The organism is Massilia terrae, assembly GCF_024753145.1.
Taxonomy (GTDB): domain Bacteria; phylum Pseudomonadota; class Gammaproteobacteria; order Burkholderiales; family Burkholderiaceae_D; genus Telluria; species Telluria terrae.
This window is the reverse complement of sequence record NZ_JANUGU010000003.1, coordinates 38405-62797: the sequence shown is the minus strand read 5'-3', so window position 1 is coordinate 62797 and position 24393 is coordinate 38405. Positions and strand designations below refer to the sequence as shown.

Here is a 24393-nt window from a genome sequence, read left to right as displayed (position 1 = left end):
TATAAACAGTATGGCTAACCCAACCTCCCTGACCGTCCACCAGAAATCCCGCCTGCTCGACATCGCCTTCGACGACGGCGCCGCCTTCTCGATCCCCTTCGAACTGATGCGCGTCTACTCGCCCTCGGCCGAAGTGAAGGGCCACGGCCCCGGCCAGGAAGTGCTCCAGGTCGGCAAGCGCGAGGTCACCATCGACGGCATCGAACCGGTCGGTAACTACGCCGTGCGCCCGCTGTTCACCGACGGCCACACCACCGGCATCTTCACCTGGGACTACCTGTACAAGCTGGGCAGCGAACAGCAAGCCCTGTGGCAGGATTATGTGCGCCGCCTGCAGGCCGCCGGCTTTGATGAAGAAACCGGCCGCGCGACCGGCACCGTGCTTCCCGGCGCACCCGCACCAAAAGGCTGCGGCCACCACCACTGATCAAGAGCGGCTAGCGCAGCAGCTCCACCACCTGCTCGATCGCATACGGCTTGGCCAGCACCCGCACGCCGGGGATCGCGGCCTGCCGTTCGGTGTAGCCGCTTGCCAGCACCACCCGCAAACCGGGGAAGCGTTCGCGCACGATGCCGGCCAGTTCGATCCCGCCGACCGTGCCCGGCATGACGATGTCCGAGAACACCACATCCGGCCGCGCGCCCTGTTCCAGCATGCGCAGCGCCGTATCGCCATCCTCCGCCACCAGCACCTCGAAGCCGCAACTGCGCAGGGCCGGCGCGACCGCTTCGCGCACCAGCGGGTCGTCTTCCACGAACAGCACCGTGCCGCCGCCCTTGGCCGGCACCGCGTGCGCGTCGTCGGCCTGGCGCGGCGCCACGGCGTCCAGTGCGCGCGGCAGGAAGATGTCGACGCGGGTACCTGCGCCCGGCGCGCTGTCGAGCTGCAGCCGTCCCTGTGACTGGGTCGCGAAAGCATAGGCCTGCGCGAGGCCAAGGCCGCTGCCCTGGCCCTGCGGCTTGGTGGTGAAGAAGGGATCGAGCGCGCGCGCCAGCACCTCCGGCGCCATGCCGGCGCCGCTGTCCGCCACGCGGATGCGCACCTCCCCGCGCCCGGCCCCATCAAAGGGTGCGACATTCTGCGCCTCGATGCGCAGCAGGCCGCCGCCGGGCATCGCGTCGCGCGCATTGATGGCCAGGTTCAGCAGCGCGAGGTCGAACTGGAGCGGCTCTGTGGTGACCGGCCACAGTCCCGGCGCGCACGCCACCTCCAGCCGGATGCCCGGACCGAGCGCCCCTTGTATCAGCTGCGCGGCGCTGCCGATCTGCGCCTCCACGTCGATCGTGACCAGCCGCGCCTCCTGCAGCCGGCCGAAGGAGCCGAGCTGGCCGGTCAGCGCGGCGGCGCGGCGCACGGTGCGCATGCTGGTCTGGACCAGGTTCTTGATCGGCGCCTGCGTGGACATCAGCTCGATCGCCTGCAGCGCCGTGGTCAGCGTTTGCAGCAGGTTGTTGAACTCGTGCGCGATGCCGCCGGTGAGCCGCCCCAGCGCTTCCAGCTTCTGGCTCTTGAGCAGGGCGCCCTGCGCGTGTTCGGTGGCGGCCACCGCTTCGGCCACGCGCTGTTCCAGGTCGTGCTTGGCGTGGCGGATCAGGGTGCTGGCGTGGGCCATCTGTTGCGCCACCGTGTCGATTTCGGGCAGGCCTTGCGGCTCGTGCAGCAGTTCCTCGCCCTGGCCCAGCTTGCGCGCGGCGCGGCCCAGGTAGTCGATCGGTTCCAGCGCGCGGTTTGACAGCCAGCGCGCCGCCAGCGTGCCGAGCGCCAGCAGCACGGCCATCGCCACGCCGAGCATCGCGGCCGCATGGGCCGGCGCGCGCTGGATGTCGCGCTTGGGCACGCTGATCAGGACCTTCCAGCCGGAACTGGGCACGGTGTTGAAGAACACCTGCACCGGCACGTTTTCCATATTGACGATGTCGTAGCTGCCTTCAGTCGCGGCGCGGACCGCCCGGCGGGTCCGTTCGCGCGCCAGCGTGCCGGTGTATCTGGCGCCGTTGACCGAGCGCGCGACCACCATGCCGTTGCGGTCCAGGATCGTGATGACGGGATCGTCGCGCAGGTGCTGGCGCGTGATCAGCCGCTCCATCATGCCTGCATCCAGCCCCAGTGCGAGGTGATAGCGGACCTGCACGCCATCGGTCACCGGCACCTGGATCGAGAATTCGTGCTTGTGCGTGACCGGCGCCAGGAACAGGTCGGACACCAGCGCGTCCTCATCGCCGCTCTCGCGCATCAGGTCGGCCAGGTTCGAGTAGTGGCGCAGCGGCAGCGGGCTGCCTAGCGGCAAGCGCGTGTTGAGCAGCTGCCTGCCCTCCAGGCTGAACAGCACGACGGCTTCGTCGGAGGTCGGCGTGACCTGGCGCGCGTGCACGTAGAACTCGGCCAGGTCGGTGCGCGCCAGCGCGGGCGCCGCCGCCAGCGCCCGCAGCAGCGCGGCCTTGCTCTGCAGCTCGCTGTCGACCAGCAGGGCGAAGGCCCGCGTGGTTTCCGCCACGCTGCTGGCCTGGGCCTGCCGCTGTTCTTCGAACACGAACAGGATCGCCAGCCCCGCCGCGATGAAGGACGGGACCAGCACGGACAGCACCAGGATCAGGAGGCGGGTGCGAATGCGCATCGGGCGACAGGCCGGAAGATACGGAAAGACAACAATATTACACAGATTGAAACTTAATTTCGCCCGATTTCGTCCTGGGTCGCGTCCTCCGCTCAATTTGATGAGTATTGACAGTGCACGGGCCGGCGTTATGTCTTTCGTAATTGACAGATATGTACATTTTTCCTGTTGTCCCACCCACAGGAGGAGCTATGTTGAAGTCGATTTGGAAGACTGTTTCAGGTAGCGCATTGATCTTGGCAGGATTGACGGCATGCGGAGGCGGCGGCTCGACGAGCGCGTCGTCGGCGCCGCAGCTGTTGGCAACGAGCACCGCAACATCATGTACGACGCCCGCGTTCGGCGTGACGGCGGCAAGCGGTTATCTCACCGTATCGAGCGGCGCGGGGCTGGTGTTCAAGGTGAACCAGTCGAGCGGGGACATCACCTCGATCACCTACAACTGCGGACCGGAACTGCAGGCCCAGGACAAGTTCTCGCAGATCAGTTCCGGCCTCGGCGCGGCGGCCAGCTACTCGGTGAACGGCACGGTGGCCAAGATCACCATCCCGACCTCGACGCTGACCCACTACATGCTGGTGCGCCAGAACGACAACGCCATCTACATGGGCACCTACATTTCGGCCGAGCCCACGGTCGGCGAACTGCGCTGGGTAACCCGCCTGGCCAAGTCGGTCTTCACCGGCGTGCCGGCCGAATCCAACCTGACCGGCAACACCGGCGCCATCGAAAGCACCGACATCTATGGCATGGCCGACGGCACCACGCGTTCCAAGTACTACGGCAACCAGGCAGCCAAGGACCTGGCCATCCGCGGCGTGACCGGGAGCGGCATCGGCGTCTTCATGGCCTACGGCAACCGCGAGAGCAGTTCCGGCGGCCCCTTCTTCCACGACATCCAGAACCAGACCGGCTTCCCGGAAACCAACAATCCGGGCGGGGACGTCCACGTCTACAACTACATGAATTCCGGCCACAACCAGACCGAAGCCTTCCGCACCGGCTTCCACGGCCCGTATGCGCTGGTCTTCAATGACGGCAGCACGACGCCGGCGGTGCCCGACATGAGCTGGATGAGCACGCAGGGCCTGCAGGGCTGGGTCGATGCGACTGGCCGCGGCGGCGCCAGCGGCGCCGGGCTGACCGGCATGGACGCGAGCTACAGCTACACGGTCGGCTTCGCCAACTCGGCCGCGCAATACTGGGCCACGGCCACGTCGAGCGGCGCGTTCTCGCTGTCGGACATGAAGGCGGGCACGTACACGATGACCGTGTACAAGGGCCAGCTGGCGGTCTATACGGAGCAGGTCACGGTGACCGCCGGCTCGACCACTTCGCTGCCGTCGCGCGCCATCAATAACGATCCGTCGGCCACGACCGCCCTGTGGCGCATCGGCGATTGGGACGGCACGCCGCTCGAGTTCATGAACGGAACCAGCATCAACGTCATGCACCCGTCCGACGTGCGCAATGCAGCGTGGGGACCGGTCAGCTACAGCGTCGGCTCGGCCTTCACCACCTTCCCGGCCGCCCAGTGGAAGACCGGGGTCAACAACCCGACCACGGTGACCTTCAACCTGACCGCGGCCCAGATCGCCGCCCACACGATCCGCATCGGCATCACCGCCGCGTATGCCAGCGGCCGGCCGCAGATCCAGGTCAACAGCTGGAGCTCGTCCAACCCGGCCGCGTCCACCCAGCCGAGTTCGCGCAGCCTGACCATCGGCACCTACCGCGGCAACAACACGACCTTCACCTTCCCGGTGCCCTCGACCGCCTTTGTCGTCGGGACCAATACCCTGACGATCAATGCGATCTCCGGCTCGTCCGGGACGGCTTTCCTGAGCCCGGGCTTCTCGTACGACGCACTCGACATGCTGTAAGGAAGTCTCACAGGCCGGGCCCGCGCCAGCGCGGACGCCCGGCTTGTATAATGCGGCAACATCAATCCGGCTTGCCGCATCATGACCAACACCACCCATTTCGGCTACAAGACCGTTTCCGAGGACCAGAAGGTCCACGAGGTCGCCAAGGTCTTCCACTCCGTGGCCGCCAAGTACGACATCATGAACGACCTGATGTCGGCCGGCCTGCACCGCGTCTGGAAGATGTTCACCATCGCCCAGGCCGGCATTCGTCCCGGCTTCAAGGTGCTCGACATCGCCGGCGGCACCGGCGACCTGGCCAAGGCCTTCGCCAGGCAGGCCGGCCCCAGCGGCGAAGTGTGGCTCACCGACATCAACGAGTCGATGCTGCGGGTTGGCCGCGACCGCCTCTTGAACAAGGGCCTTGTCACCCCAACATTGCTGTGTGACGCGGAAAAGTTGCCGTTCCCTGACAACTATTTCGACCGGGTAAGCGTGGCCTTTGGCCTGCGCAACATGACGCACAAGGACCAGGCACTGGCGGAAATGCGCCGCGTGCTGAAGCCGGGCGGCAAGTTGCTGGTGCTGGAGTTCTCGAAGGTGGCCGCGCCGCTGCAGAAGCCGTATGACGTGTATTCGTTCTCGGTGCTGCCGTGGCTGGGCAAGCAGATCGCCGACGATGCCGACAGCTATCGCTACCTGGCCGAATCGATCCGGATGCATCCGGACCAGGAAACGCTGAAGGGGATGATGGAAACGGCGGGGCTGGAACGCGTGCAGTACTTTAACCTGACCGCTGGTGTGGCGGCACTGCATACCGGCATCAAACTCTAGGAAGATCGATGAAAAAATTCTTGGTCACGCTGATGTTGGCGATCACCGCGCTGTCGATGATGGCGGATGTGCTGGCGCGCCCGATGGGCGGTGGCCGCTCGTTCGGCCGCCAGTCGCAATCGGTGCGCCAGATGCCGCGCCCGGCCCCGGCCCCGGCGCCTGCCCAGACGCCGCAGCAGAGCCCGCAATACCGTCCGGCGCCGGCGCCGCAGCAGCAGATTCCCCAGCCGCGTCCGAGCATGTGGAAAAACGTGCTTGGCGGCGCGCTGCTTGGCCTGGGCCTGGGCGCCCTGTTCAGCCACTTCGGAATCGGCGGCGCGCTGGCCAGCGGCCTGTCCTCGCTGCTGATGATCGGCCTGCTGGTGCTGGCGGTGGTGTTCATCGTGCGCATGTTCCGCCGCAAGGACACCCCGGCCAATACCCCGTTCCAGGGCTACAGCTCGGAGCCGTATCCGGCCTCGGCCACGCCCGAGATCGGCTCCGGCATGAACCGCGAACCGGCATGGCAGCAGCCAAACGCCTTCCAGGGCGGCGGCACGCCTGACATCGGCTCCGGCCTGAACCAGGGCGCCGCGCCCGCCGTGGCGCACCAGCCCTGGGGCGTGCCGGCCGATTTCGATACCCACGGCTTCCTGCGCGAGGCGAAGGCCATGTTCATCCGCCTGCAGGCGGCCTGGGACAAGGGCGACGTGCAGGACCTGCGCGAATTCGCCACGCCGGAAGTGTTCGCCGAACTCAAGACCCAGATCCTGGAACGCAACGCCAACGACTTCACCGACGTGGTGTCGATCGATGCCCAGCTGCTCGGCATCGAGACCAGCGAGCGCGACTACCTGGCCAGCGTGCAGTTCAACGGCACGATCCGCACCGCGCCGGGCGCCGCGCCGGAACCGTTCACCGAGGTGTGGAACCTGTCCAAGCCGCTGTCCGGCGCGGGCGGCTGGGTGCTGGCGGGTCTCCAGCAGCTGCAGTAATTTGTCGCCAGCTGTGCCGGGCGCACGTAATTGCGCTCGGCAAACTGGTAAGATCGAGACCGCCCGCCACCCGCCGGGCGGTTTTTATTTGAGAAGCGATCCAGATGGCCCCGAGTTCTCCGTTCCCGTCGCCGCAGCGTGCCCTGGCGGCGCCGGCGATTGCCGCGATCAACCACCTGCTGGCCCAGGAGGCCTGGGCGCGCGACGCGCTCGCCCTGCATGCGGGCAAGGAAGCCTGCTTCGACACCGGCCACCTGCAACTGCGCATGCGGGTCGCGCGCGACGGCATGCTGGAGAACAGCAATAGCGAAGATCCGGCCAAGGTCACCATCCACCTCAAGCTGGCCGACCTGCCGCTGATCGCGCAGAACCGCGACCGCGCCTTCTCGTATGTGCGGATCGAGGGTGACGCCGAATTCGCCAACACCATCTCGACCCTGTCCAAGGGCCTGCGCTGGGACGCCGAGCACGACGCCGAGCGCCTGTTCGGCCCGATCGGCGCGTCCCGCCTCGTCGGCGGCGCCAGGAGCGCCTTCGGCGGCGCCGCCGCCACCGGCCGCCGCCTGGCCGAGAACGTCGCCGAGTACCTGCTGGAAGAGAACCCGGTGCTGGTGCGTCCGGCCGTGGTCGAACAATTCACCGACGACGTGACGCGCACCCGCGACGACGTCGAGCGCCTCGACAAGCGCATCGCCCGGCTGGAGCAGAAGCTGGCCGCCGCCACCCGCCCCGACGGCGCCACCACCCCGGACCGCTGATGATCCTGAAATTCCTGCGCCTGCTGAAAATCCTCACCGTCGCCACCCGCTACGGCCTCGACGAGATCGCCATCTCCGGCCTGCCGGTGCCGCGCACCGCCAAGCTGATCGACAAGCTGTTCTTCTGGCGGAACATCTCGGCCCCGCGCGGCGTGCGCCTGCGCATGGCGCTGGAGGAACTGGGCCCGATCTTCGTCAAGTTCGGCCAGGTGCTGTCGACCCGGCGTGACCTGATGCCGCCCGATATCGCCGACGAGCTGGCCCTGCTGCAGGACCGCGTGCCGCCCTTCGATTCCGACATCGCGATCGCCCAGATCACGCGGGCCCTCGGCGCCCACCCGGATCAATTGTTCGCACGCTTCGACCGGGTGCCGGTGGCCTCGGCCTCGATCGCCCAGGTCCACTTCGCCACGCTGAAGAACGGCAAGGAAGTCGCCGTCAAGGTGCTGCGCCCGGGCATGAAGAAGTCGATCGACGAAGACGTCGCGCTGATGCACATCGCCGCCGGCCTGATCGAGCGCGTGTGGTCCGAGAGCCGCCGGCTGAAGCCGCGCGAAGTGGTGGCCGAGTTCGACAAATACCTGCACGACGAACTGGACCTGATGCGCGAGGCCGCCAACGCCAGCCAGCTGCGCCGCAACTTCGCCAACTCCGACCTGCTGATGGTGCCGGAGATGTACTGGGACTATTGCTCCAACAGCGTGATCGTGATGGAGCGCATGGACGGCATCCCGGTGTCGCAGATCGACCGGCTGGCCGAGGCCGGCGTCGACCTGAAGAAATTGTCCTCGGACGGGGTGGAGATCTTCTTCACCCAGGTGTTCCGTGACGGCTTCTTCCACGCGGACATGCACCCCGGGAATATCCTGGTGTCGACCGACCCCGCCACCTTCGGCCGCTACATCGCGCTCGACTTCGGCATCGTCGGCACCCTGAACGATTTCGACAAGGACTACCTGGCGCAGAACTTCATCGCCTTCTTCCGCCGCGACTACAAGCGCGTGGCCGAGGCCCACATCGAATCGGGCTGGGCGCCGAAGGACACCCGCGTGGATGAGCTGGAATCGGCGGTGCGCGCCTGCTGCGAGCCGATCTTCGACCGGCCGCTGAAGGACATCTCCTTCGGCCAGGTGCTGCTGCGCCTGTTCCAGACCTCGCGCCGCTTCAACGTCGAGGTGCAGCCGCAACTGGTGCTGCTGCAAAAGACCATGCTCAATATCGAGGGCCTGGGCCGCCAGCTCGACCCCGACCTCGACCTGTGGAAGACTGCCAAGCCCTATCTGGAGCGCTGGATGAACGAGCAGGTCGGCTGGCGCGGCGCGCTGGAACGCCTGCGCGCCGAGGCGCCGCGCTTCGCCCACATCTTCCCGCAGCTGCCCCGCCTCGTATACCAGGCGCTGCAGCAGACCACGGATATGGAAGTGGCCGACTCGGCCCTGATCATGGAGTTGCTGCACCACCAGAAGCGCACCAACCGCGTGCTGGTCTTCGTGGCGAGCTTGCTCGGCCTGCTGTTCTCGGCGGTGGCGATCACCTACCTGTACGGCTCGTGGTGGATGCGGGGCTGAGCATGCCCGCTTTCTCCAACCGCGACCCGCGCGCGCCCGCATTCTGGGACGAGCGCTTCCAGCATGGCTTCACGCCGTGGGACCGGGGCGGCGTGCCACAGGCGCTGCGCGCCTTTGTCGACACGGCGCCGCGGCCGCTCGTCACCTTGATCCCCGGCTGCGGCAGCGCCTTCGAGCTGGCCTGCATGTGCGAGGCCGGCTGGGACGCGCTGGCCATCGATTTTTCGCCGGCCGCCGTCGAGGCGGGCAAGGTGGTGGCCGGCAAGTGGCGCGAGCGCGTCGAACTCGCCGACTTTTTCGCCTGGCAGCCGCCGCGTCCGCTCGAATGCATCTACGAACGGGCCTTCCTGTGCGCGATGCCGCGCGCAATGTGGCCGCAGGTCGCGGCGCGCTGGGCGGAACTGTTGCCGCCGGGCGGGCTGCTGGCCGGCTTCTTCTATGTCGACGATGCGCCCAAGGGGCCGCCGTTCGGTACCACCATCGCGGAACTGGACGCCTTGCTGGCGCCGCATTTCGACTGCATCGCGGATGCCGCCGTCACCGATTCCATTCCCGTGTTCGCGGGCAAGGAACGCTGGATGACCTGGCGCCGGCGCTGATCAGGCCGGCGTCTCCGGCGTCAGGTAAGCCAGCAGCTGGCGCGCGTGCACCGACAGCGCATTCCAGCTGTGGATGCAGATGCGCAGCTCGCGCTTGGCCCAATTGTCGGCCAGCAGCACCTGGCGCACCGGCAGCCCGACGCCGTAGCGGCGCGTGGCCGTCTCCGGCAGCATCGCGATGCCCGCCTGTTGCGCCACCAGTTCGATGATGGCGTCGAAGCTGGGCGCACGCACCCGGATCTGCAAAGGCCGTTCATTGCGGATCGCCATGTTCTCGATGAAGCGCTGCATGGCCCGCTCGGGCGGCAGGCAGACGAAGGGATAGACCAGCGCGTCCTTCAGCCTGACCTGGCCGCGCTCGGCCAGCGGATGGCCGTCCGGCACCAGCAGTACCAGCCGGTCGTCGCGGAAGGGCAGGGTGATGACCTCGCGGTTCGCTGCCGTGCCGTCGAGCACGCCGATATCGATTTCCCGCGCCTGCACCGCCTCCAGCACCTGCGGGCTGTTGCGCTCGATGAGCTGCAGGTCGACTTGCGGGTAGTCGGCCAGGAAGGGGCCCAGCGCGGCGGGCAGGAACGTGCTGTTGGCCACGGTCGTGCCGGCAAGGCGCAGGGCCACGCGGCGCTGCCCGGTCAGCTCGCGCAGGGTTTCGTTCAGGTGCTCGGCCTCGGCCAGCACCTTGCGCGCGCGGTCCAGCACCAGGCGTCCGGGCGGCGTCAGGGTCATGCCGTCGGCGCCGCGCGCGAACACGGCCACGCCGCACTGCTCCTCGAAGCGGCGCAGGCGGTTGCTGGCTGCCGACAGGGCGATCGGGAAGGCAGCTGCCGCCTTGCTCAGGCTGCCCGCATCGGCAATCGCCACTATCAGGCGCAAATCCACGAGATCGAAATGCAAAGCCTTCTCCTGACGCGAAGGGTGAGTCCACAAAATAGGCATTCTAGCGAAGATTGCTTCGCGCCAGAATAAGGCTCAAGCTTTTCTTCAGGAATATCATGGAATTCTTGCGTTCAACGATGGGCAAGTGGGCAGGGGATGGCCGCCTGTACGCGATTCTTTCCGCCGCCGGCTTCAGCCTCAAGGCGGTGTTCGTCAAGCTGGGCTACGCCGCCGGTCCGGTCGACGCGCTGACCCTGCTGGCCCTGCGCATGGGCATCGCGCTGCCGCTGTTCGGCTGGCTGGTCTGGATGGCGCGCGGCAATGGCCACGGCCGGCTGACGTGGAAGGACGGCGCGGCCATCGCGGCGCTGGGCGCGGTCGGCTACTATCTGTCGAGCCTGTTCGATTTCTATGGGCTGGAAACCATCAGCTCCGGGCTGGAGCGCCTGATCCTGTACACCTACCCGACCCTGGTGCTGGTGTTCCAGACTTTCATCGTGCGCAAGCTGCCGCCATCGGCCACCGTGCAGGCGATGGTGATTTGCTACGTGGGCCTGGGCATCGGTTTCATGCACGACCTGAGCCAGGCCGGGCATGGGCATGCGGTCTGGGTCGGCGCGGCCTGGGTGTTCGCCAGCGCGGTGACCTATGCCTGCTACTACCTCGGCACCGGCGCGATGATCGTCCGCATCGGCTCGATGCGGCTGTCGGGACTGGCCGGCGCGGCCTCGGCGCTGATGGTGCTCGCGCATTTCCTGCTGGCCGGGCATCCGGCGGCGCTGGCCGCGCTGCCGAAGGCGGTGTGGTGGAACGCCGGCCTGATGGCGGTGCTGTCCACGGTGCTGCCCGTGTACTGGATGGCGCTGGCGATCCAGCGCATGGGCGCGGCGCAGGCGGCGGCCATCGGAAGCCTGGGGCCGGCATTAACCATGCTAGCTTCATGGGTATTGTTGAAGGAGCCGATGTCGGTGGCCCAGATCGGCGGCCTGGCGCTGGTGATGTTCGGCGTCTCGCGGCTCAAGCCGAAGCCCAGGGCCGCGGTGCCTGCGGCCGAGCCGGCCAAGCCCGCGAAATTGTTTGCCTAAAACCGTCGTCCCTGCGCAGGCGGGGACCTATGCTGAGCGTCCAGACACGCGGTCCATGGATTCCCGCCTGCGCGGGAACGACGTTGTTTGAAGACGCGGAACAAAAAAAAGCCCGCGGTCCGCGGGCTTTCAATTCGGTCGTTTTTGTACGACATGCGTCGATGTCCAGCATCGCGCAACGCTTCTGTTTCTTCACTCTTGGCCGCGTTTGGGTTGCCCCTCGCTGCGTGCGTCGAATCATGCTATTTAAGCATGCGCGTTGACCTGCGGCAAATGGATCGTACGATCGTGCGGTCGAAAAACAACAGATGGGCACAAACCCCGAAGTCTGTTGAACTCGGGAATTCGCCCCCATATCGGCAACTGAAGCTGTAAAGGCTTTATAATTCAGGGTTTTTGAAGATTTTTGCGGAGTACCTGCCATGCCGATTTACGCCTACCGCTGCGCTGAATGCGGGTTTTCCAAAGATGTGCTGCAAAAAATCTCGGACGCGCCTTTGACCGCCTGCCCCTCGTGCGGCAAACCGGCTTTCCAGAAGCAGATCACCGCGGCCGGCTTCCAGCTCAAGGGCACCGGTTGGTACGTGACCGATTTCCGTGGCGGCTCTTCGTCGTCCGGCGGCGGCTCGTCCGAACAGTCGGCCAAGACCGGCGCCAGCAGTGACTAAAACGCCGGCCGCGCAGTGCGGCCGCCGAACATAACGAGAACACGATGCGCAAATATTTCATCACCGGCCTGCTGGTCGTGGTTCCCCTGGCGATCACCGCCTGGGTGCTGAACCTCGTCATCGGCACCCTGGACCAGTCGCTGCTGCTGGTGCCGGAAGCCTGGCAGCCACGCCACCTGATCGGCTTCGACCTGCCGGGCGTGGGCGCGGTGCTGACCATCGCCGTCGTGTTCCTGATCGGCCTGTTCACCAACAACCTGATCGGCAACTTCGTGCTGCGCCAGTGGGAGCGCCTGCTGGCCCGCATCCCGGTGATCAGCTCGCTGTACGGCAGCGTCAAGCAAGTGTCGGACACGCTGTTCTCGTCAAACGGCAACGCCTTCCGCAAGGCCGTGCTGATCCCGTATCCGCACGCCGAATCGCACACCATCGCCTTCCTGACCGGCACCCCCGGCGGCGACGTCAAGAACCACCTGCAGGGCGACTACGTCAGCGTGTACGTGCCGACGACGCCGAACCCGACCTCCGGCTTCTTCCTGATGATGGAGCGCAGCAAGGTCGTCGAGCTGGACATGACGGTGGACGCGGCGCTCAAGTACATCGTCTCGATGGGCGTCGTCGCCCCCGAATGAATTCAACGAATCAACCAACCTGGATAGAAAATAATATGTCCTCCATGCGTACCACCTATTGCGGCCTCGTGACCGAAGAACTGCTGGGCCAAACTGTCAGCCTGTGCGGCTGGGTGCACCGTCGCCGCGACCACGGCGGCGTGATCTTCATCGACCTGCGCGACCGCGAGGGTCTGGTGCAGGTGGTCTGCCATCCGGACAACGCCGAGGTGTTCAAGGCCGCCGAGCACGTGCGCAACGAATACTGCCTGCGCGTGACCGGCACCGTGAACCCGCGCCTGGAGGGCACGATCAACGCCAACCTCAAGTCGGGCAAGATCGAAGTCGTGGCCACCGGCCTGGAAGTGCTGAACCCTTCGGTGCCGGTGCCGTTCCAGCTGGACGACGACAACCTGTCCGAGACCACCCGCCTGACCCACCGCGTGCTCGACCTGCGCCGCCAGCAGATGCAGGACAACCTGCGCCTGCGCTACAAGGTCTCGATGGCCGTCCGCAACTACCTCGACGCGCTCGGTTTCATCGACATCGAGACCCCGATGCTGACCAAGTCGACCCCGGAAGGCGCGCGCGACTACCTGGTGCCGTCGCGCGTGAACGCCGGCCACTTCTTCGCGCTGCCACAGTCGCCGCAGCTGTTCAAGCAGATGCTGATGGTGTCCGGCTTCGACCGCTACTACCAGATCACCAAGTGCTTCCGCGACGAAGACCTGCGCGCCGACCGCCAGCCGGAATTCACCCAGATCGACTGCGAGACCTCGTTCCTGACCGAGCAGGAGATCCGCGACCTGTTCGAAGACATGATGCGCCACGTGTTCAAGACCACGCGCGGCATCGACCTGCCGAACCCGTTCCCGGTGATGGACTACGCCACCGCGATGGGCAAGTACGGCTCGGACAAGCCGGACATGCGGGTCAAGCTCGAATTCACCGAACTGACCGAGGTGATGAAGTCGGTCGAGTTCAAGGTCTTCAACAGCGCCGCCAACATGGCCGGCGGCCGCGTGGTCGGCCTGCGCGTGCCGCAGGGCGGTGCGATGCCGCGTTCGGAGATCGACGCCTACACCCAGTTCGTGGCGATCTACGGCGCCAAGGGCCTGGCCTACATCAAGGTCAACGAGAAGGCCAAGGGCCGTGACGGCCTGCAGTCGCCGATCGTGAAGAACCTGTCGGATGACGCCCTGGCCCAGGTGCTGGAACTGACCGGCGCCCAGGACGGCGACCTGATCTTCTTCGGCGCCGACAAGGCGAAGGTCGTCAACGACGCGCTCGGCGCGCTGCGCGTGAAGATCGGCCACTCCGAGTTCGGCAAGAAGGCCGGCCTGTTCGACGACGTGTGGGCGCCGCTGTGGGTGATCGACTTCCCGATGTTCGAGTACGACGAGGAAGACGACCGCTGGACCGCGACCCACCACCCGTTCACCGCGCCGAAGGACGGCCACGAGGACATGCTGGAGACGAATCCGGGCGCCTGCATCGCCAAGGCCTACGACATGGTGCTGAACGGCTGGGAGCTGGGCGGCGGTTCGATCCGTATCCACCGCGAGGAAGTGCAGAGCAAGGTGTTCCGCGCGCTGAAGATCAATGCCGAGGAAGCGCGCGCCAAGTTCGGCTTCCTGCTCGACGCGCTGCAGTACGGCGCGCCGCCGCACGGCGGCCTCGCGTTCGGCCTGGACCGCCTGATCACGCTGATGACCGGCTCCGAGTCGATCCGCGACGTGATCGCGTTCCCGAAAACCCAGCGCGCCCAGTGCCTGCTGACCAGCGCGCCGTCGGAAGTCGACGAGAAGCAGCTGCGCGAGCTGCACATCCGCCTGCGCACTGAGCAGAAAGTTGCTTGAATCGCTGTGAGTTGAAAAAGAAAAGGGCCGGGTTGAACAAACGCGGCCCTTTTTGCATGTAACGACAAGATGCACAAAATCCCCGAATCCGTCCTCGTCGTAATCCACACCTCGGACCTCGAAGTGCTGCTGATCGAACGCGCCGACCGGCCCGGCTTCTGGCAGTCGGTGACCGGCTCCCTGGACCGCCCGGACGAGCCGCTGATCGAGACTGCGACCCGCGAACTGTTCGAGGAAACCGGCATCGTCGCCGACGGCGAGCGCATCCGCCTCATCGACTGGCACCTGTCCAACATCTACGAGATCTACCAGACCTGGCGCCACCGTTACGCGCCCGGTGTCACCCACAACACCGAGCACGTGTTCTCGGTCTGCGTGCCGCGCGACATCCCGGTCATCCTCAGTCCGCGCGAACACACGCAATACGCCTGGCTGCCCCTGCTGGAAGCGGCCGACCGCTGCTTCTCGTCCTCCAACGCGGAAGCCGTCCTGCAATTGCCCCGGCACTACCCGCCGAAGGCCGACTGAGCCGGCCCGCTCATCTCGCACGATTGCCCGGTGATTCCGGCCCGACACGGACTGATGGGGTTAGAATATTCCCATGAAGATTCGGGTTGCCACCTACAACATCCACAAAGGCGTGACTTCGCTGCGCAGCCAGCCACGGGTCATTGCCCTGAAAAAAGCCATCGCGCAGTTCGACGCCGACATCGTGTTTTTGCAGGAGGTGCAGGGCCGCCATGACCGCATCCAGGCGCGCTATGGCACCAACGACCAGGCGCACCGTCGCCACTGGCCGGAATCGGCCCAGCATGAATTCTTCGCCGGCGAGTCGCACCATTCGGCCTACGGCATGAACGCGGTGTACGACCATGGCCACCACGGCAACGCGCTGCTCAGCGCGTTCCCGATCGAAAACACGCGCAACACCGACATCTCGGACCACGCCTACGAGCAGCGCGGCATCCTGCACTGCGTGCTCGACACGCCCTCCGGCCAGGTCCACTGCTACGTGGTGCACCTCGGTCTGTTCGAAGGCAGCCGCGGACGCCAGGCGCAGGCGCTGATCGATGCGGTGCACGAATCGGCGCCCAAGGGCGAACCGGTCATCATCGCCGGCGACTTCAACGACTGGCGCAACACGCTATCGGACCGCCTGCGCCGCGAGCTCGGTGTGACCGAAGTGTTCGACTCGCTCTCGCCGCGCAATGCGCTGGGTGACCTGGTGCGCAGCCTGGCGGGGCGCGAAACGCGGCTGCGGCCGGCCCGCACCTTCCCGGCCGCGCTGCCCTGGTTCCGCCTCGACCGCATCTACGTGCGCGGCTTCAAGGTCGCGGAAGCGCAGGTCCTGCACGGCACGCTGTGGGCCAGGCTGTCCGACCACGCGCCGATCGTCGCCAACCTGGAATTGTCATAGCCCCATGCGTTCATTGACGTATGTAGCCGCCAATGACATCACCCTTCTCGAAAGCGGCATCGCCTTTTTTCCGGCGCTGATCGCGGCGATCGATGCGGCGCGCTACGATATCTTCTTCGAGACCTATATCTGGGCCGAGGACAAGGTCGGCAACGCGGTGCGCGACGCGCTGCTGCGGGCCGCGGCCCGCGGCGTCAAGGTGCGCGTGATCGTGGACTGGTTCGGCAGTGGCAGCCGGGTCGCGTCGCGGCTCGGCATGGCGCTGCTGGAAGGCGGCGTCCACTACCGCATCTTCAACCCTTGGTTCCGGCGCGGCGTGGCGCGCAGCCACCGCAAGATCGCCGTGATCGACCGCGAGCTGGCCTTCGTCGGCGGCATCAACGTCAACGACGACTGGTTCTGCGACTACGATCCGAAGAAGCCGCTGCCGGCGCCGCGCTGGGATTTCGCGGTCGAGGTGCGCGGGCCGCTGGTGGCCCACGTCCACCGCGAGGCGCAGGCCCAGTGGGCACGCGTCGGCCACATGAACCTGGTGCGCCGGATCGGCCTGTTCCGCGAGATGCGGCGCCAGCCGATCGGGACGGGCGAGCGGCCGATGCTGGCCGCGTTCGTGGTACGCGACAACCTGCGCCACCGCCGCACGATCCAGCGCGCTTACCTGCAGGCGATCGGCCGCGCGCGCCGCAGCGTGCTGCTGGCGAACCCCTACTTCGCGCCGGGCCGCAAGTTGCGCGAAGCGCTGATGCAGGCGGCGCGCCGCGGTGTCGACGTGCGGCTGGTGATCGGCGTCGGCGAATTCAGGTTGCAGGACATGGTCGCGCACTCGTTCTATCCGCGCCTCCTGATGGCGGGCGTGAAGATCTACGAGTACCGCAAGACCCAGCTGCACGGCAAGGTGGCGGTGGTGGACGAGGCTTGGGCCACGGTTGGATCGAGCAATTGCGACGGGCTGTCGCTGTTCGTGAACCAGGAGGCGAACGTGGTGGTGCGCGATCCCGTGTTCGCTGCTACCGTGCGCAAGCACGTGGAGCGCGGCCTGCTGGACGCGGTGCCGGTCGCGCTGGAAGACATGAGGCAACTGGGCTGGTGCCGCCGCACGAGTTATGGCGTGGCGTACCGGCTGTACAAGCTGGCGATGCGGCTGTTCGCGGTCGGCTACGCTTGAAGGAAGAAGGAAATGGATAACGTCAGGATCGACAAATGGCTGTGGGCGGCGCGCTTCTTCAAGACGCGCTCGCTGGCGGCGGACGCGGTGGACCGCGGCCGGGTGCGCATCGGCGGTGAGCCGGTGAAGCCGGCGCGCGCGGTGAAGGTGAACGACAAGATCGCCATCGACAATGGCGCGGACCGCTGGGAGGTGGTGGTGCAGGCGCTGTCGGACGTGCGCGGCCCGGCGCCGGTGGCGCGCACCTTGTATAGCGAAACCGAGGAAAGCGTGGTGCGGCGCGAGCGCGACCAGGAGGCGCGGCGGCTGTTCCCGGAGCCGGGCACCAGTATCAAGGGCCGGCCGACCAAGCGTGATAGAAGAGCGATCGACCGCGCCGGCGGTGAATAATGCGCGGCGGCGTTAAATAGTCACCGTCGTTGCCGCGAAAGCGGGAACCTCATTTCTCACGCAAACCGCTACGTTTGATTGATGCGGTGCGCGTGCAAAATGGGATTCCCGCGTGCGCGGGAACGACGTTCTCTATTATCTGAAATGCGCTTAGCTGTAGTGCAGCAGCTTCCTGAACGACCAGCCGTCGCATTCGACGCCGCCTTCGTGGAAGGAATCGTCCAGCGTGACTGCCAGCGATGGCAGGATCAGCAGCCCGGTGGCGACGCCTTCCGCGATGGAGAGGCGGTCCTTGCCGGTCACCTTATCGAGCTCGTAGCCTTTCCACTCGCAGCCGCGGCGTTGCTGGGCGGCGGCCAGCTCGGTCGCGACCACCGTGCCATACGGATCCAGCTTCACGATCGCGCCGTACCGCACCTTCCAGTCCTTCGGCACGAACACCCAGCCCGACACCATCCGGGTGCTGTTCAACACGGCGACCCGCGCCTGGTCATAGTTGGCCGGACTATTGCACACCGGCGCGAACGACGGATGCGGCATGCTGGCGCACTGCCCGGCGATATCGGCCGGCTTGACGGCCACCACGGCGCCGTAGGCGACGCGGCTTTGCTGATATTCCGCCTCCGCCTTCCGCACAGTGGCAGAGGTGCATGCGGTTAAAGCCACTGCGCAAAGCAGGGCGGCAAGGGTTTGTCTGGTCATGTTTTTCTCCTGCCGGGATGTTACCACGCAGTAATTGCTGTCGCGCCGGCAACGCGCCGTACCAAGATGTTTTCATGTTATCTTGAGTCGATGCAAGACCGTCCCACCTAGTAGAACCTCAGCTCTAAAGTTCTCGTTTGACATTTCACGGCTGGTAGATAATAGTACGAGCGTTCGGATTTTTTTCGATCCTTAAAAACGGGTACTGCTATTAGCACTTCGACCAAATTCATGCGCAAGGGCGAGATGACGCGGGCCGCCATCCTCGACGTGGCGCTGCAGCTCGCCAGCCGCGACGGCCTGGAAGGGCTGACCATCGGCGTGCTCGCCGACCGGATGAACATGTCCAAATCCGGCGTGTTCGCGCATTTCGGCTCGCGCGAAGACCTGCAGATGGAAGTCATCAAGCTCTATCACCAGCGCTTCGAGCAGGAGGTGTTCTATCCCAGCATCCAGGAGCCACGCGGCCTGCCGCGCCTGGAGGCGATGTACGAACGCTGGGTCAAACGGGTGTCGGTGGAGATCGCATCCGGCTGCATCTACATCAGCGGCGCGGTGGAATACGACGACCGCCCGGGCCCGATCCGCGAGCAGCTGGTGGCGATGGTGCAGGCCTGGCAAAGCGCGCTGCTGCGCGGCGTGCAGCAATCGATCGACAGCGGCGACCTGAAAGCCGGCACCGATGCCCAGCAACTGGTGTACGAGATGTATGGCCTGATCCTCGCCCTGCACCATGACGCGCGCTTCCTGCGCATCCCCGGCGCGATCGAGCGCGCCCGCCGCGGCTTCGAGCGGCTGATCGAAAATTACCGCAATCCCAACCAGGGCGGCTGAGCGCCGCGCCAGTCAACAAAACATCAGGAGATCAACATGGGTCAGTACGTCGCGCCAATCCGGGACATGCAGTTCGTGCTGCATGAACTGCTCAACGTGGGCGAGGAATTCAAGAACCTGCCGCGTTACCAGGAAATCGACGCCGACATCATCAACCAGGTGCTGGAAGAGGGTGCGAAGTTCACGCAGGAAGTGCTGTTCCCGCTGAATCACAGCGGCGACCGCGAAGGCTGCCACTACGACAAGGAGACCAGGAAGGTCGCCACGCCGAAGGGTTTCAAGGAAGCGTATAAACAGTATGTCGAAGGCGGCTGGGCCGCGCTGGCGTGCGATCCCGAGTACGGCGGCCAGGGCCTGCCGGTGGCGCTCAATAACTCCTTCTACGAGATGCTCAATTCGGCCAACCAGGCCTGGTCGATGTATCCCGGCCTGTCGCACGGCGCCTACGAGTGCCTGAAGGAGCACGGCTCGGACGAGCAGAAGAAGGTCTACCTGCCCAAGCTGGTGTCGGGCGAATGGACCGGCACCATGTGCCTGACCGAGGCGCACTGCGGCACCGACCTGGGCCTGCTGCGCACCAAGGCCGAGCCGCAGGCCGACGGCTCGTACAGCATCACCGGCTCCAAGATCTTCATCTCGGCCGGCGAACACGATATGTCCGAGAACATCGTGCACCTGGTGCTGGCCCGCCTGCCGGGCGCGCCCGAAGGCTCGAAGGGCATCTCGCTGTTCATCGTGCCGAAGTTCCTGCCCAACGCGGACGGCCAGCCGGGCGAGCGCAATGGCATCACCTGCGGCGCAATCGAAGAGAAAATGGGCATTCACGGCAACGCCACCTGCCAGATGAACCTGGACGGCGCCAAGGGTTGGCTGATCGGCCAGCCGAACAAGGGCCTGCAAGCGATGTTCGTTTTCATGAACGCGGCGCGCCTCGGCGTCGGCATGCAGTCGCTCGGCCTGACCGAAGTCGCGTACCAGAACGCGCTGGTGTACGCCAAGGACCGCATCCAGATGCGCAGCCTGTCCGGCCCGAAGGCGCCGGACCGCCCGGCCGACCCGATCATCGTGCACCCGGACGTGCGCCGCATGCTGCTGACCGCGAAAGCCTATGCCGAAGGCGCGCGCGCCATGACCTCCTACGTGGCGCTGCAAATCGATCGCGAGCTGTCGCACCCGGACGAAGACGCGCGCAAGGATGCCGCCGATGAAGTCGCGCTGCTCACGCCGATCGTGAAGGCCTTCATCACCGACAATGGCTGGATCGCGACCTCGGAAGCGCTGCAGGTCTACGGCGGCCACGGCTACATCGCCGAGTGGGGCATGGAGCAGTATGTGCGCGATGCCCGCATCAACATGATCTACGAAGGCACCAACACCGTGCAGTCGCTGGACCTGTTGGGCCGCAAGGTCCTGCTCGACAACGGCGCCAAGCTGCGCAAGTTCGGCGAGAAGATCCGCGCCTTCGTCGAGGACAACGGCCTGTCCGAAGAACTGTCGGAGTTCATCACGCCGCTGGGCGAACTGGGCGAGAAGGTCACCAAGCTGTCGATGGAAATCGGCATGAAGGCCTTCCAGAACCCGGACGAAGTGGGCGCGGCGGCCGTGCCTTACCTGCGCGTGGTGGGTCACCTGGTATTCAGCTACTTCTTTGCGCAGATGGCGAAGATCGCGCTGGAGAAGAAGGATTCGGGCGACCGCTTCTACGAAGCCAAGCTGGCCACGGCGCGCTTCTATTTCGGCCGCCTGTACCCTGAGACCGCGATGCTGATCCGCCAGGCGCGCTCCGGCGCATCCAACCTGCTGGCGCTTGACGCAGAGCTGTTCTAACACCATCACGTCGTCCCCGCGCAGGCGGGGACCCATGCTGAGCGTCTGGTAACGCGACGTATGGGTTCCCGCCTGCGCGGGAACGACGGCTACCTGAGGAAGACAAACTATGTCCAATTTCATCGTCAAGAAAGTCGCCGTGCTGGGTGCCGGCGTGATGGGCGCGCAGATTGCCGCGCATTGCGTCAACGCCAAGGTGCCGGTCGTGCTGTTCGATTTGCCGGCCAAGCCGGAGCAAGGCTCCGGCGGCGCCGCTCAAAAGAATTCCATCGTCCTCCGCGCCATCGACAACCTGAAGAAGCTGTCCCCGGCCCCGCTGGGCAACAAGGATGACGCGGACCTGATCCAGGCCGCCAACTACGAAGACAACCTGGACCTGCTGGCCGGCTGCGACCTCGTGATCGAGGCGATCGCCGAGCGCATGGACTGGAAGCACGACCTGTACAAGAAGGTATCGCCGCACCTGGCTCCGCACGCGATCTTCGCGTCGAACACCTCGGGCCTGTCGATCAACACGCTGGCCGATGGCTTCGACGACGAGCTCAAGTCGCGCTTCTGCGGCGTCCACTTCTTCAACCCGCCGCGCTACATGCACCTGGTGGAGCTGATCCCGACCGCGGCCACGCGCCCGGAGATCCTCGACCAGCTCGAAACCTTCCTGACCACTACCCTGGGCAAGGGCGTGGTGCGCGCCAAGGACACGCCGAACTTCATCGCCAACCGCGTCGGCATCTTCGGCATGCTGGCGACGATGCACGAAGCCGAGAAGTTCGGCCTGTCGGTCGACGTGGTCGATGACCTGACCGGCGCCAAGCTGGGCCGCGCCAAGTCCGGCACCTTCCGCACCGCCGACGTGGTCGGCCTGGACACCATGGGCCACGTGATCAAGACCATGCAGGACAACCTGCAGGACGATCCCTTCTTCGGCATCTACAAGACCCCGGCCGTGCTGGCGCAACTGATCGAGAAGGGCGCGCTGGGCCAGAAATCCAAGGCCGGCTTCTACAAGAAGGTCGGCAAGGACATCATGCGCCTCGACTTCGCCACCGGCGAGTACGTGGCGGGCGGCGCCAAGGCGGCGGACATCGTCGGCCGCATCCTGAAGGAGAGGGACCCGGTCAAGAAATTCAAGGCGATGCGCGAGTCGACCAACCCCCAGGCGCAGTTCCTGTGGGCGATCTTCCGCGACGCCTTCCACTACATCGCCGTGCACCTCGAATCGATCGCCGACAACGCGCGCGACGTCGACTTCGCGATGCGCTGGGGCTTCGGCTGGAGCACCGGTCCGTTCGAGAGCTGGCAGGCGGCCGGCTGGAGCACCGTCGCGCAGTGGGTGAAGGAAGACATCGACGCCGGCAAGGCCCTGTGCAATGCGCCGCTGCCGGCCTGGGTGTTCGAAGCGCCGGTCAGCGAGAAGGGCGTGCACACGCCTGAAGGCTCGTACTCGCCGAGCCGCAAGACCTATGTGCCGAGGTCAAGCCTGCCGGTGTACCAGCGCCAGGAATTCCGCGCGAAGGTAGCGGGCGGCGGCGGCGCCGATCCCAAGACCTTCGGCACAACCGTGTTCGAAGACGAATCGGTGCGCCTGTGGCATACCGGCGACGACGTGCTGATCTTCTCGTCGAAGACCAAGCTGCACGTGATCGGCGATGGCGTCACCAAGGGCCTGCGCCGCGCGATCGCGGAGGCCGAGCAGAACTTCAAGGGCCTGGTGATCTGGCAGCCGGACTCGATGGAAGGCGGCGCCTTCTCGGCCGGCGCCGACCTGCAATCGGCCCTGCCGGCCTTCATGACCGGCGGCGCGAAAGCGATGGAGCCGCTGGTGCGCGAGCTGCAGGACACGTACATGGCGATGAAGTACGCGAACATCCCGGTGGTCGCCGCGGTGGCCGGGCTGGCGCTGGGCGGCGGCTGCGAGATGTCGCTGCATGCGTCCAAACGCGTGGCAGCGCTGGAATCCTACATCGGCCTGGTCGAAGTGGGCGTGGGACTGGTCCCCGCTGGCGGCGGCCTGAAGGAATGCGCGGTGCGCGCCTTCGCTGAAGCCAAGGGCAACGACATCCTGCAGTTCCTGAAGGTCGGCTTCACCAATGCCGCGATGGCCAATGTGTCGAAGTCGGCGCTGGAAGCGAAGGCGATGGGCTACCTGAAGGAAGACGACGTCATCGTCTTCAACGTGTACGAACTGCTGCACGTGGCGAAGACCACCGCGCGCTCGATGTTCGACGCCGGCTACCGTCCGCCGCTGCGCCGTCCGGTGCAGGTGACCGGCCGCTACGGCTGGGCAACCATCCGCGGCCAGCTGGTCAATATGCGCGACGGCGGCTTCATCTCCGCCTACGACTACCACCTGGGCGACACCATCGCCGAGATCGTGACCGGCGGCGACATCGACCAGGGCAGCTATGTGTCCGAGCAGTGGCTGCTCGACATGGAGCGCCGCGCCTTCATCGCGCTGCTGGCGAATCCGAAGACGCAGGAGCGGATCATGGGCATGATGCAGAACGGGAAACCGGTGCGCAACTAACAGGACGACCAACATGAGCAAACAACTTCAAGACGCATACATCGTCGCGGCGACCCGCACCCCGATCGGCAAGGCGCCGCGCGGCATGTTCAACAGGACCCGCCCGGATGACCTGCTGGTGGGCGCGATCCGCGGCGCGATGGCCCAGGTGCCGAACCTGGACCCGAACGTGATCGTCGACGCCATCGTCGGCTGCTCCTTCCCCGAGGCGGAGCAGGGCTTCAACGTGGCGCGCCAGGCCGTCGTGCTGGCCGGCCTGCCCAAGACCGTGGGCGGCGTCACCGTCAACCGCTACTGCGCATCGGGCATCACCGCGCTGGCGATGGCCGCCGACCGCATCCGCGTGGGCGAAGCCGACGTCATGATCGCCGGCGGCGTCGAGTCGATGTCGATGGTGCCGATGATGGGCCACCACCCGTCGATCAATATGCGCGTGTTCGAGGACGACAACGTCGGCCTGGCCTACGGCATGGGCCTGACCGCTGAGAAGGTGGCCGAGCAGTGGAAGGTGTCGCGCGAAGACCAGGACGCATTCGGCCTGGAGTCGCACCGCCGCGCCATCGCCGCGCAGCAGGCCGGCTTCTTCAAGGACGAGATCACGCCGTTCGAGATCGTCACCCGCACGCCGGACCTGGGCAGCGGCGAGATCAGTGTCAAGCGCCGCACCGTGGACCTGGACGAAGGCCCGCGCGCCGACGCCAGCATCGAATCGATGGCCAAACTCAAGCCGGTATTCGCGGCCAAGGGCAGCGTCACCGCCGCGACTTCCTCGCAGATGTCGGACGGCGCCGGTGCGCTGATCGTCGTCAGCGAGAAGATCCTCAAGGAGCACAACCTGACCCCGCTGGCGAAGTTCTCCTCGTTCGCGGTGCGCGGCGTGCCGCCCGAGATCATGGGCATCGGCCCGAAGTTCGCGATTCCCGCAGCGCTGGCCGCGGCCGGCCTGACGCTGGACCAGATGGACTGGATCGAGCTGAACGAAGCCTTCGCCGCGCAGGCGCTGGCCGTGATCCGCGACCTCGGCCTCGATACGTCCAAGGTCAACCCGATGGGCGGCGCGATCGCGCTGGGCCATCCGCTGGGCGCGACCGGAGCGATTCGCGCGGCCACCGTGGTGCACGCACTGCGCCGCAATCATCTCAAGTACGGCATGGTGACGATGTGCGTCGGCGCCGGCATGGGCGCGGCAGGCATCATCGAACGCGTGTAATCAAGACGC

22 protein-coding genes are annotated in these 24393 nt (G+C 66.0%); 19 read left to right on the top strand and 3 right to left on the bottom strand.

Translation table 11 applies throughout. The annotated features are described in order from the left end of the window. Positions 1 to 10 precede the first annotated feature (10 nt). Positions 11 to 427: a gamma-butyrobetaine hydroxylase family protein gene (locus tag NX778_RS11160; protein ID WP_258811819.1), complete on the top strand. Its 417-nt coding sequence runs from the start codon at positions 11 to 13 to the stop codon at positions 425 to 427. 10 nt (positions 428 to 437) lie between these two features. Here NX778_RS11160 and NX778_RS11155 read toward each other — a convergent pair whose 3' ends face one another. Further along, positions 438 to 2615 carry a hybrid sensor histidine kinase/response regulator gene (locus NX778_RS11155; RefSeq protein ID WP_258811818.1) on the bottom strand — a complete coding sequence of 726 codons (2178 nt, stop codon included), beginning with the start codon at positions 2613 to 2615 and terminating at the stop codon, positions 438 to 440. Positions 2616 to 2914: 299 nt separating this feature from the next. On the opposite strand from NX778_RS11155, the gene NX778_RS11150 reads away from it, so the two are divergent. The 6 genes from NX778_RS11150 (at position 2915) to NX778_RS11125 (ending at position 9213) form a co-directional block, all read left to right on the top strand. After that, on the top strand, positions 2915 to 4498 hold the full coding sequence (locus NX778_RS11150) for a rhamnogalacturonan lyase B N-terminal domain-containing protein (RefSeq protein ID WP_258811817.1): 1584 nt from the start codon (positions 2915 to 2917) through the stop codon (positions 4496 to 4498). A gap of 81 nt (positions 4499 to 4579) precedes the next feature. Further along, positions 4580 to 5314, top strand: a complete 735-nt coding sequence (gene ubiE / locus NX778_RS11145; protein ID WP_258811816.1) for a bifunctional demethylmenaquinone methyltransferase/2-methoxy-6-polyprenyl-1,4-benzoquinol methylase UbiE — start codon at positions 4580 to 4582, stop codon at positions 5312 to 5314. Positions 5315 to 5322: 8 nt separating this feature from the next. Beyond that, the gene (locus NX778_RS11140) at positions 5323 to 6288 is read left to right on the top strand and encodes a Tim44 domain-containing protein (RefSeq protein WP_258811815.1); all 966 of its coding nucleotides are present in this window, start codon (positions 5323 to 5325) and stop codon (positions 6286 to 6288) included. A gap of 104 nt (positions 6289 to 6392) precedes the next feature. Then, positions 6393 to 7046 (top strand): ubiquinone biosynthesis accessory factor UbiJ, encoded by a 654-nt coding sequence (locus tag NX778_RS11135; RefSeq protein WP_258811814.1) that lies wholly within the window; start codon positions 6393 to 6395, stop codon positions 7044 to 7046. Further along, positions 7046 to 8614 (top strand): ubiquinone biosynthesis regulatory protein kinase UbiB, encoded by a 1569-nt coding sequence (gene ubiB, locus NX778_RS11130; protein ID WP_258811813.1) that lies wholly within the window; start codon positions 7046 to 7048, stop codon positions 8612 to 8614. The genes NX778_RS11135 and ubiB overlap by 1 nt, the downstream gene beginning before the upstream one ends. A 2-nt stretch (positions 8615 to 8616) precedes the next feature. Further along, positions 8617 to 9213 carry a class I SAM-dependent methyltransferase gene (locus tag NX778_RS11125; RefSeq protein ID WP_258811812.1) on the top strand — a complete coding sequence of 199 codons (597 nt, stop codon included), beginning with the start codon at positions 8617 to 8619 and terminating at the stop codon, positions 9211 to 9213. Here the strand turns inward: NX778_RS11125 and NX778_RS11120 are convergent, their stop codons facing one another. Beyond that, the gene (locus NX778_RS11120) at positions 9214 to 10107 is read right to left on the bottom strand and encodes a LysR substrate-binding domain-containing protein (RefSeq protein WP_258811811.1); all 894 of its coding nucleotides are present in this window, start codon (positions 10105 to 10107) and stop codon (positions 9214 to 9216) included. 98 nt (positions 10108 to 10205) lie between these two features. Here NX778_RS11120 and NX778_RS11115 point away from each other — a divergent pair, with 98 nt between their 5' ends. The 8 genes from NX778_RS11115 (at position 10206) to NX778_RS11080 (ending at position 17284) form a co-directional block, all read left to right on the top strand. Next, the gene (locus tag NX778_RS11115) at positions 10206 to 11174 is read left to right on the top strand and encodes a DMT family transporter (RefSeq protein WP_258811810.1); all 969 of its coding nucleotides are present in this window, start codon (positions 10206 to 10208) and stop codon (positions 11172 to 11174) included. 422 nt (positions 11175 to 11596) lie between these two features. Next, positions 11597 to 11842, top strand: a complete 246-nt coding sequence (locus tag NX778_RS11110; protein WP_258811809.1) for an FmdB family zinc ribbon protein — start codon at positions 11597 to 11599, stop codon at positions 11840 to 11842. Positions 11843 to 11886: 44 nt separating this feature from the next. Next, positions 11887 to 12474, top strand: a complete 588-nt coding sequence (locus NX778_RS11105) for a DUF502 domain-containing protein (protein WP_258811808.1) — start codon at positions 11887 to 11889, stop codon at positions 12472 to 12474. A 44-nt stretch (positions 12475 to 12518) separates the two neighbouring features. Next, positions 12519 to 14312 (top strand): aspartate--tRNA ligase, encoded by a 1794-nt coding sequence (aspS, locus tag NX778_RS11100; RefSeq protein ID WP_258812169.1) that lies wholly within the window; start codon positions 12519 to 12521, stop codon positions 14310 to 14312. A 69-nt stretch (positions 14313 to 14381) separates the two neighbouring features. Further along, positions 14382 to 14840, top strand: a complete 459-nt coding sequence (gene nudB / locus NX778_RS11095; RefSeq protein ID WP_258811807.1) for a dihydroneopterin triphosphate diphosphatase — start codon at positions 14382 to 14384, stop codon at positions 14838 to 14840. Positions 14841 to 14913: 73 nt separating this feature from the next. Further along, positions 14914 to 15729 (top strand): endonuclease/exonuclease/phosphatase family protein, encoded by an 816-nt coding sequence (locus tag NX778_RS11090; RefSeq protein WP_258811806.1) that lies wholly within the window; start codon positions 14914 to 14916, stop codon positions 15727 to 15729. A gap of 4 nt (positions 15730 to 15733) precedes the next feature. Next, positions 15734 to 16894 (top strand): cardiolipin synthase ClsB, encoded by a 1161-nt coding sequence (clsB, locus tag NX778_RS11085; protein WP_258811805.1) that lies wholly within the window; start codon positions 15734 to 15736, stop codon positions 16892 to 16894. 12 nt (positions 16895 to 16906) lie between these two features. After that, positions 16907 to 17284 carry an RNA-binding S4 domain-containing protein gene (locus tag NX778_RS11080; RefSeq protein ID WP_258811804.1) on the top strand — a complete coding sequence of 126 codons (378 nt, stop codon included), beginning with the start codon at positions 16907 to 16909 and terminating at the stop codon, positions 17282 to 17284. A gap of 150 nt (positions 17285 to 17434) precedes the next feature. On the opposite strand, the gene NX778_RS11075 is transcribed toward NX778_RS11080, so the two are convergent. Next, positions 17435 to 17986, bottom strand: coding sequence for a hypothetical protein (locus NX778_RS11075; protein WP_258811803.1), 552 nt, complete (start codon positions 17984 to 17986; stop codon positions 17435 to 17437). Between the two features lie 231 nt (positions 17987 to 18217). Here NX778_RS11075 and NX778_RS11070 point away from each other — a divergent pair, with 231 nt between their 5' ends. From NX778_RS11070 to NX778_RS11055, 4 genes are all read left to right on the top strand, one after another. Further along, complete coding sequence (locus NX778_RS11070; RefSeq protein WP_258811802.1) at positions 18218 to 18820, top strand: TetR/AcrR family transcriptional regulator; 603 nt, start codon at positions 18218 to 18220, stop codon at positions 18818 to 18820. A 36-nt stretch (positions 18821 to 18856) separates the two neighbouring features. Further along, on the top strand, positions 18857 to 20647 hold the full coding sequence (locus tag NX778_RS11065; protein WP_258811801.1) for an acyl-CoA dehydrogenase C-terminal domain-containing protein: 1791 nt from the start codon (positions 18857 to 18859) through the stop codon (positions 20645 to 20647). Between the two features lie 109 nt (positions 20648 to 20756). Next, positions 20757 to 23174: a 3-hydroxyacyl-CoA dehydrogenase/enoyl-CoA hydratase family protein gene (locus NX778_RS11060; RefSeq protein WP_258811800.1), complete on the top strand. Its 2418-nt coding sequence runs from the start codon at positions 20757 to 20759 to the stop codon at positions 23172 to 23174. A gap of 13 nt (positions 23175 to 23187) precedes the next feature. Further along, positions 23188 to 24384 carry an acetyl-CoA C-acyltransferase gene (locus NX778_RS11055; RefSeq protein WP_258811799.1) on the top strand — a complete coding sequence of 399 codons (1197 nt, stop codon included), beginning with the start codon at positions 23188 to 23190 and terminating at the stop codon, positions 24382 to 24384. Positions 24385 to 24393 lie beyond the last annotated feature (9 nt).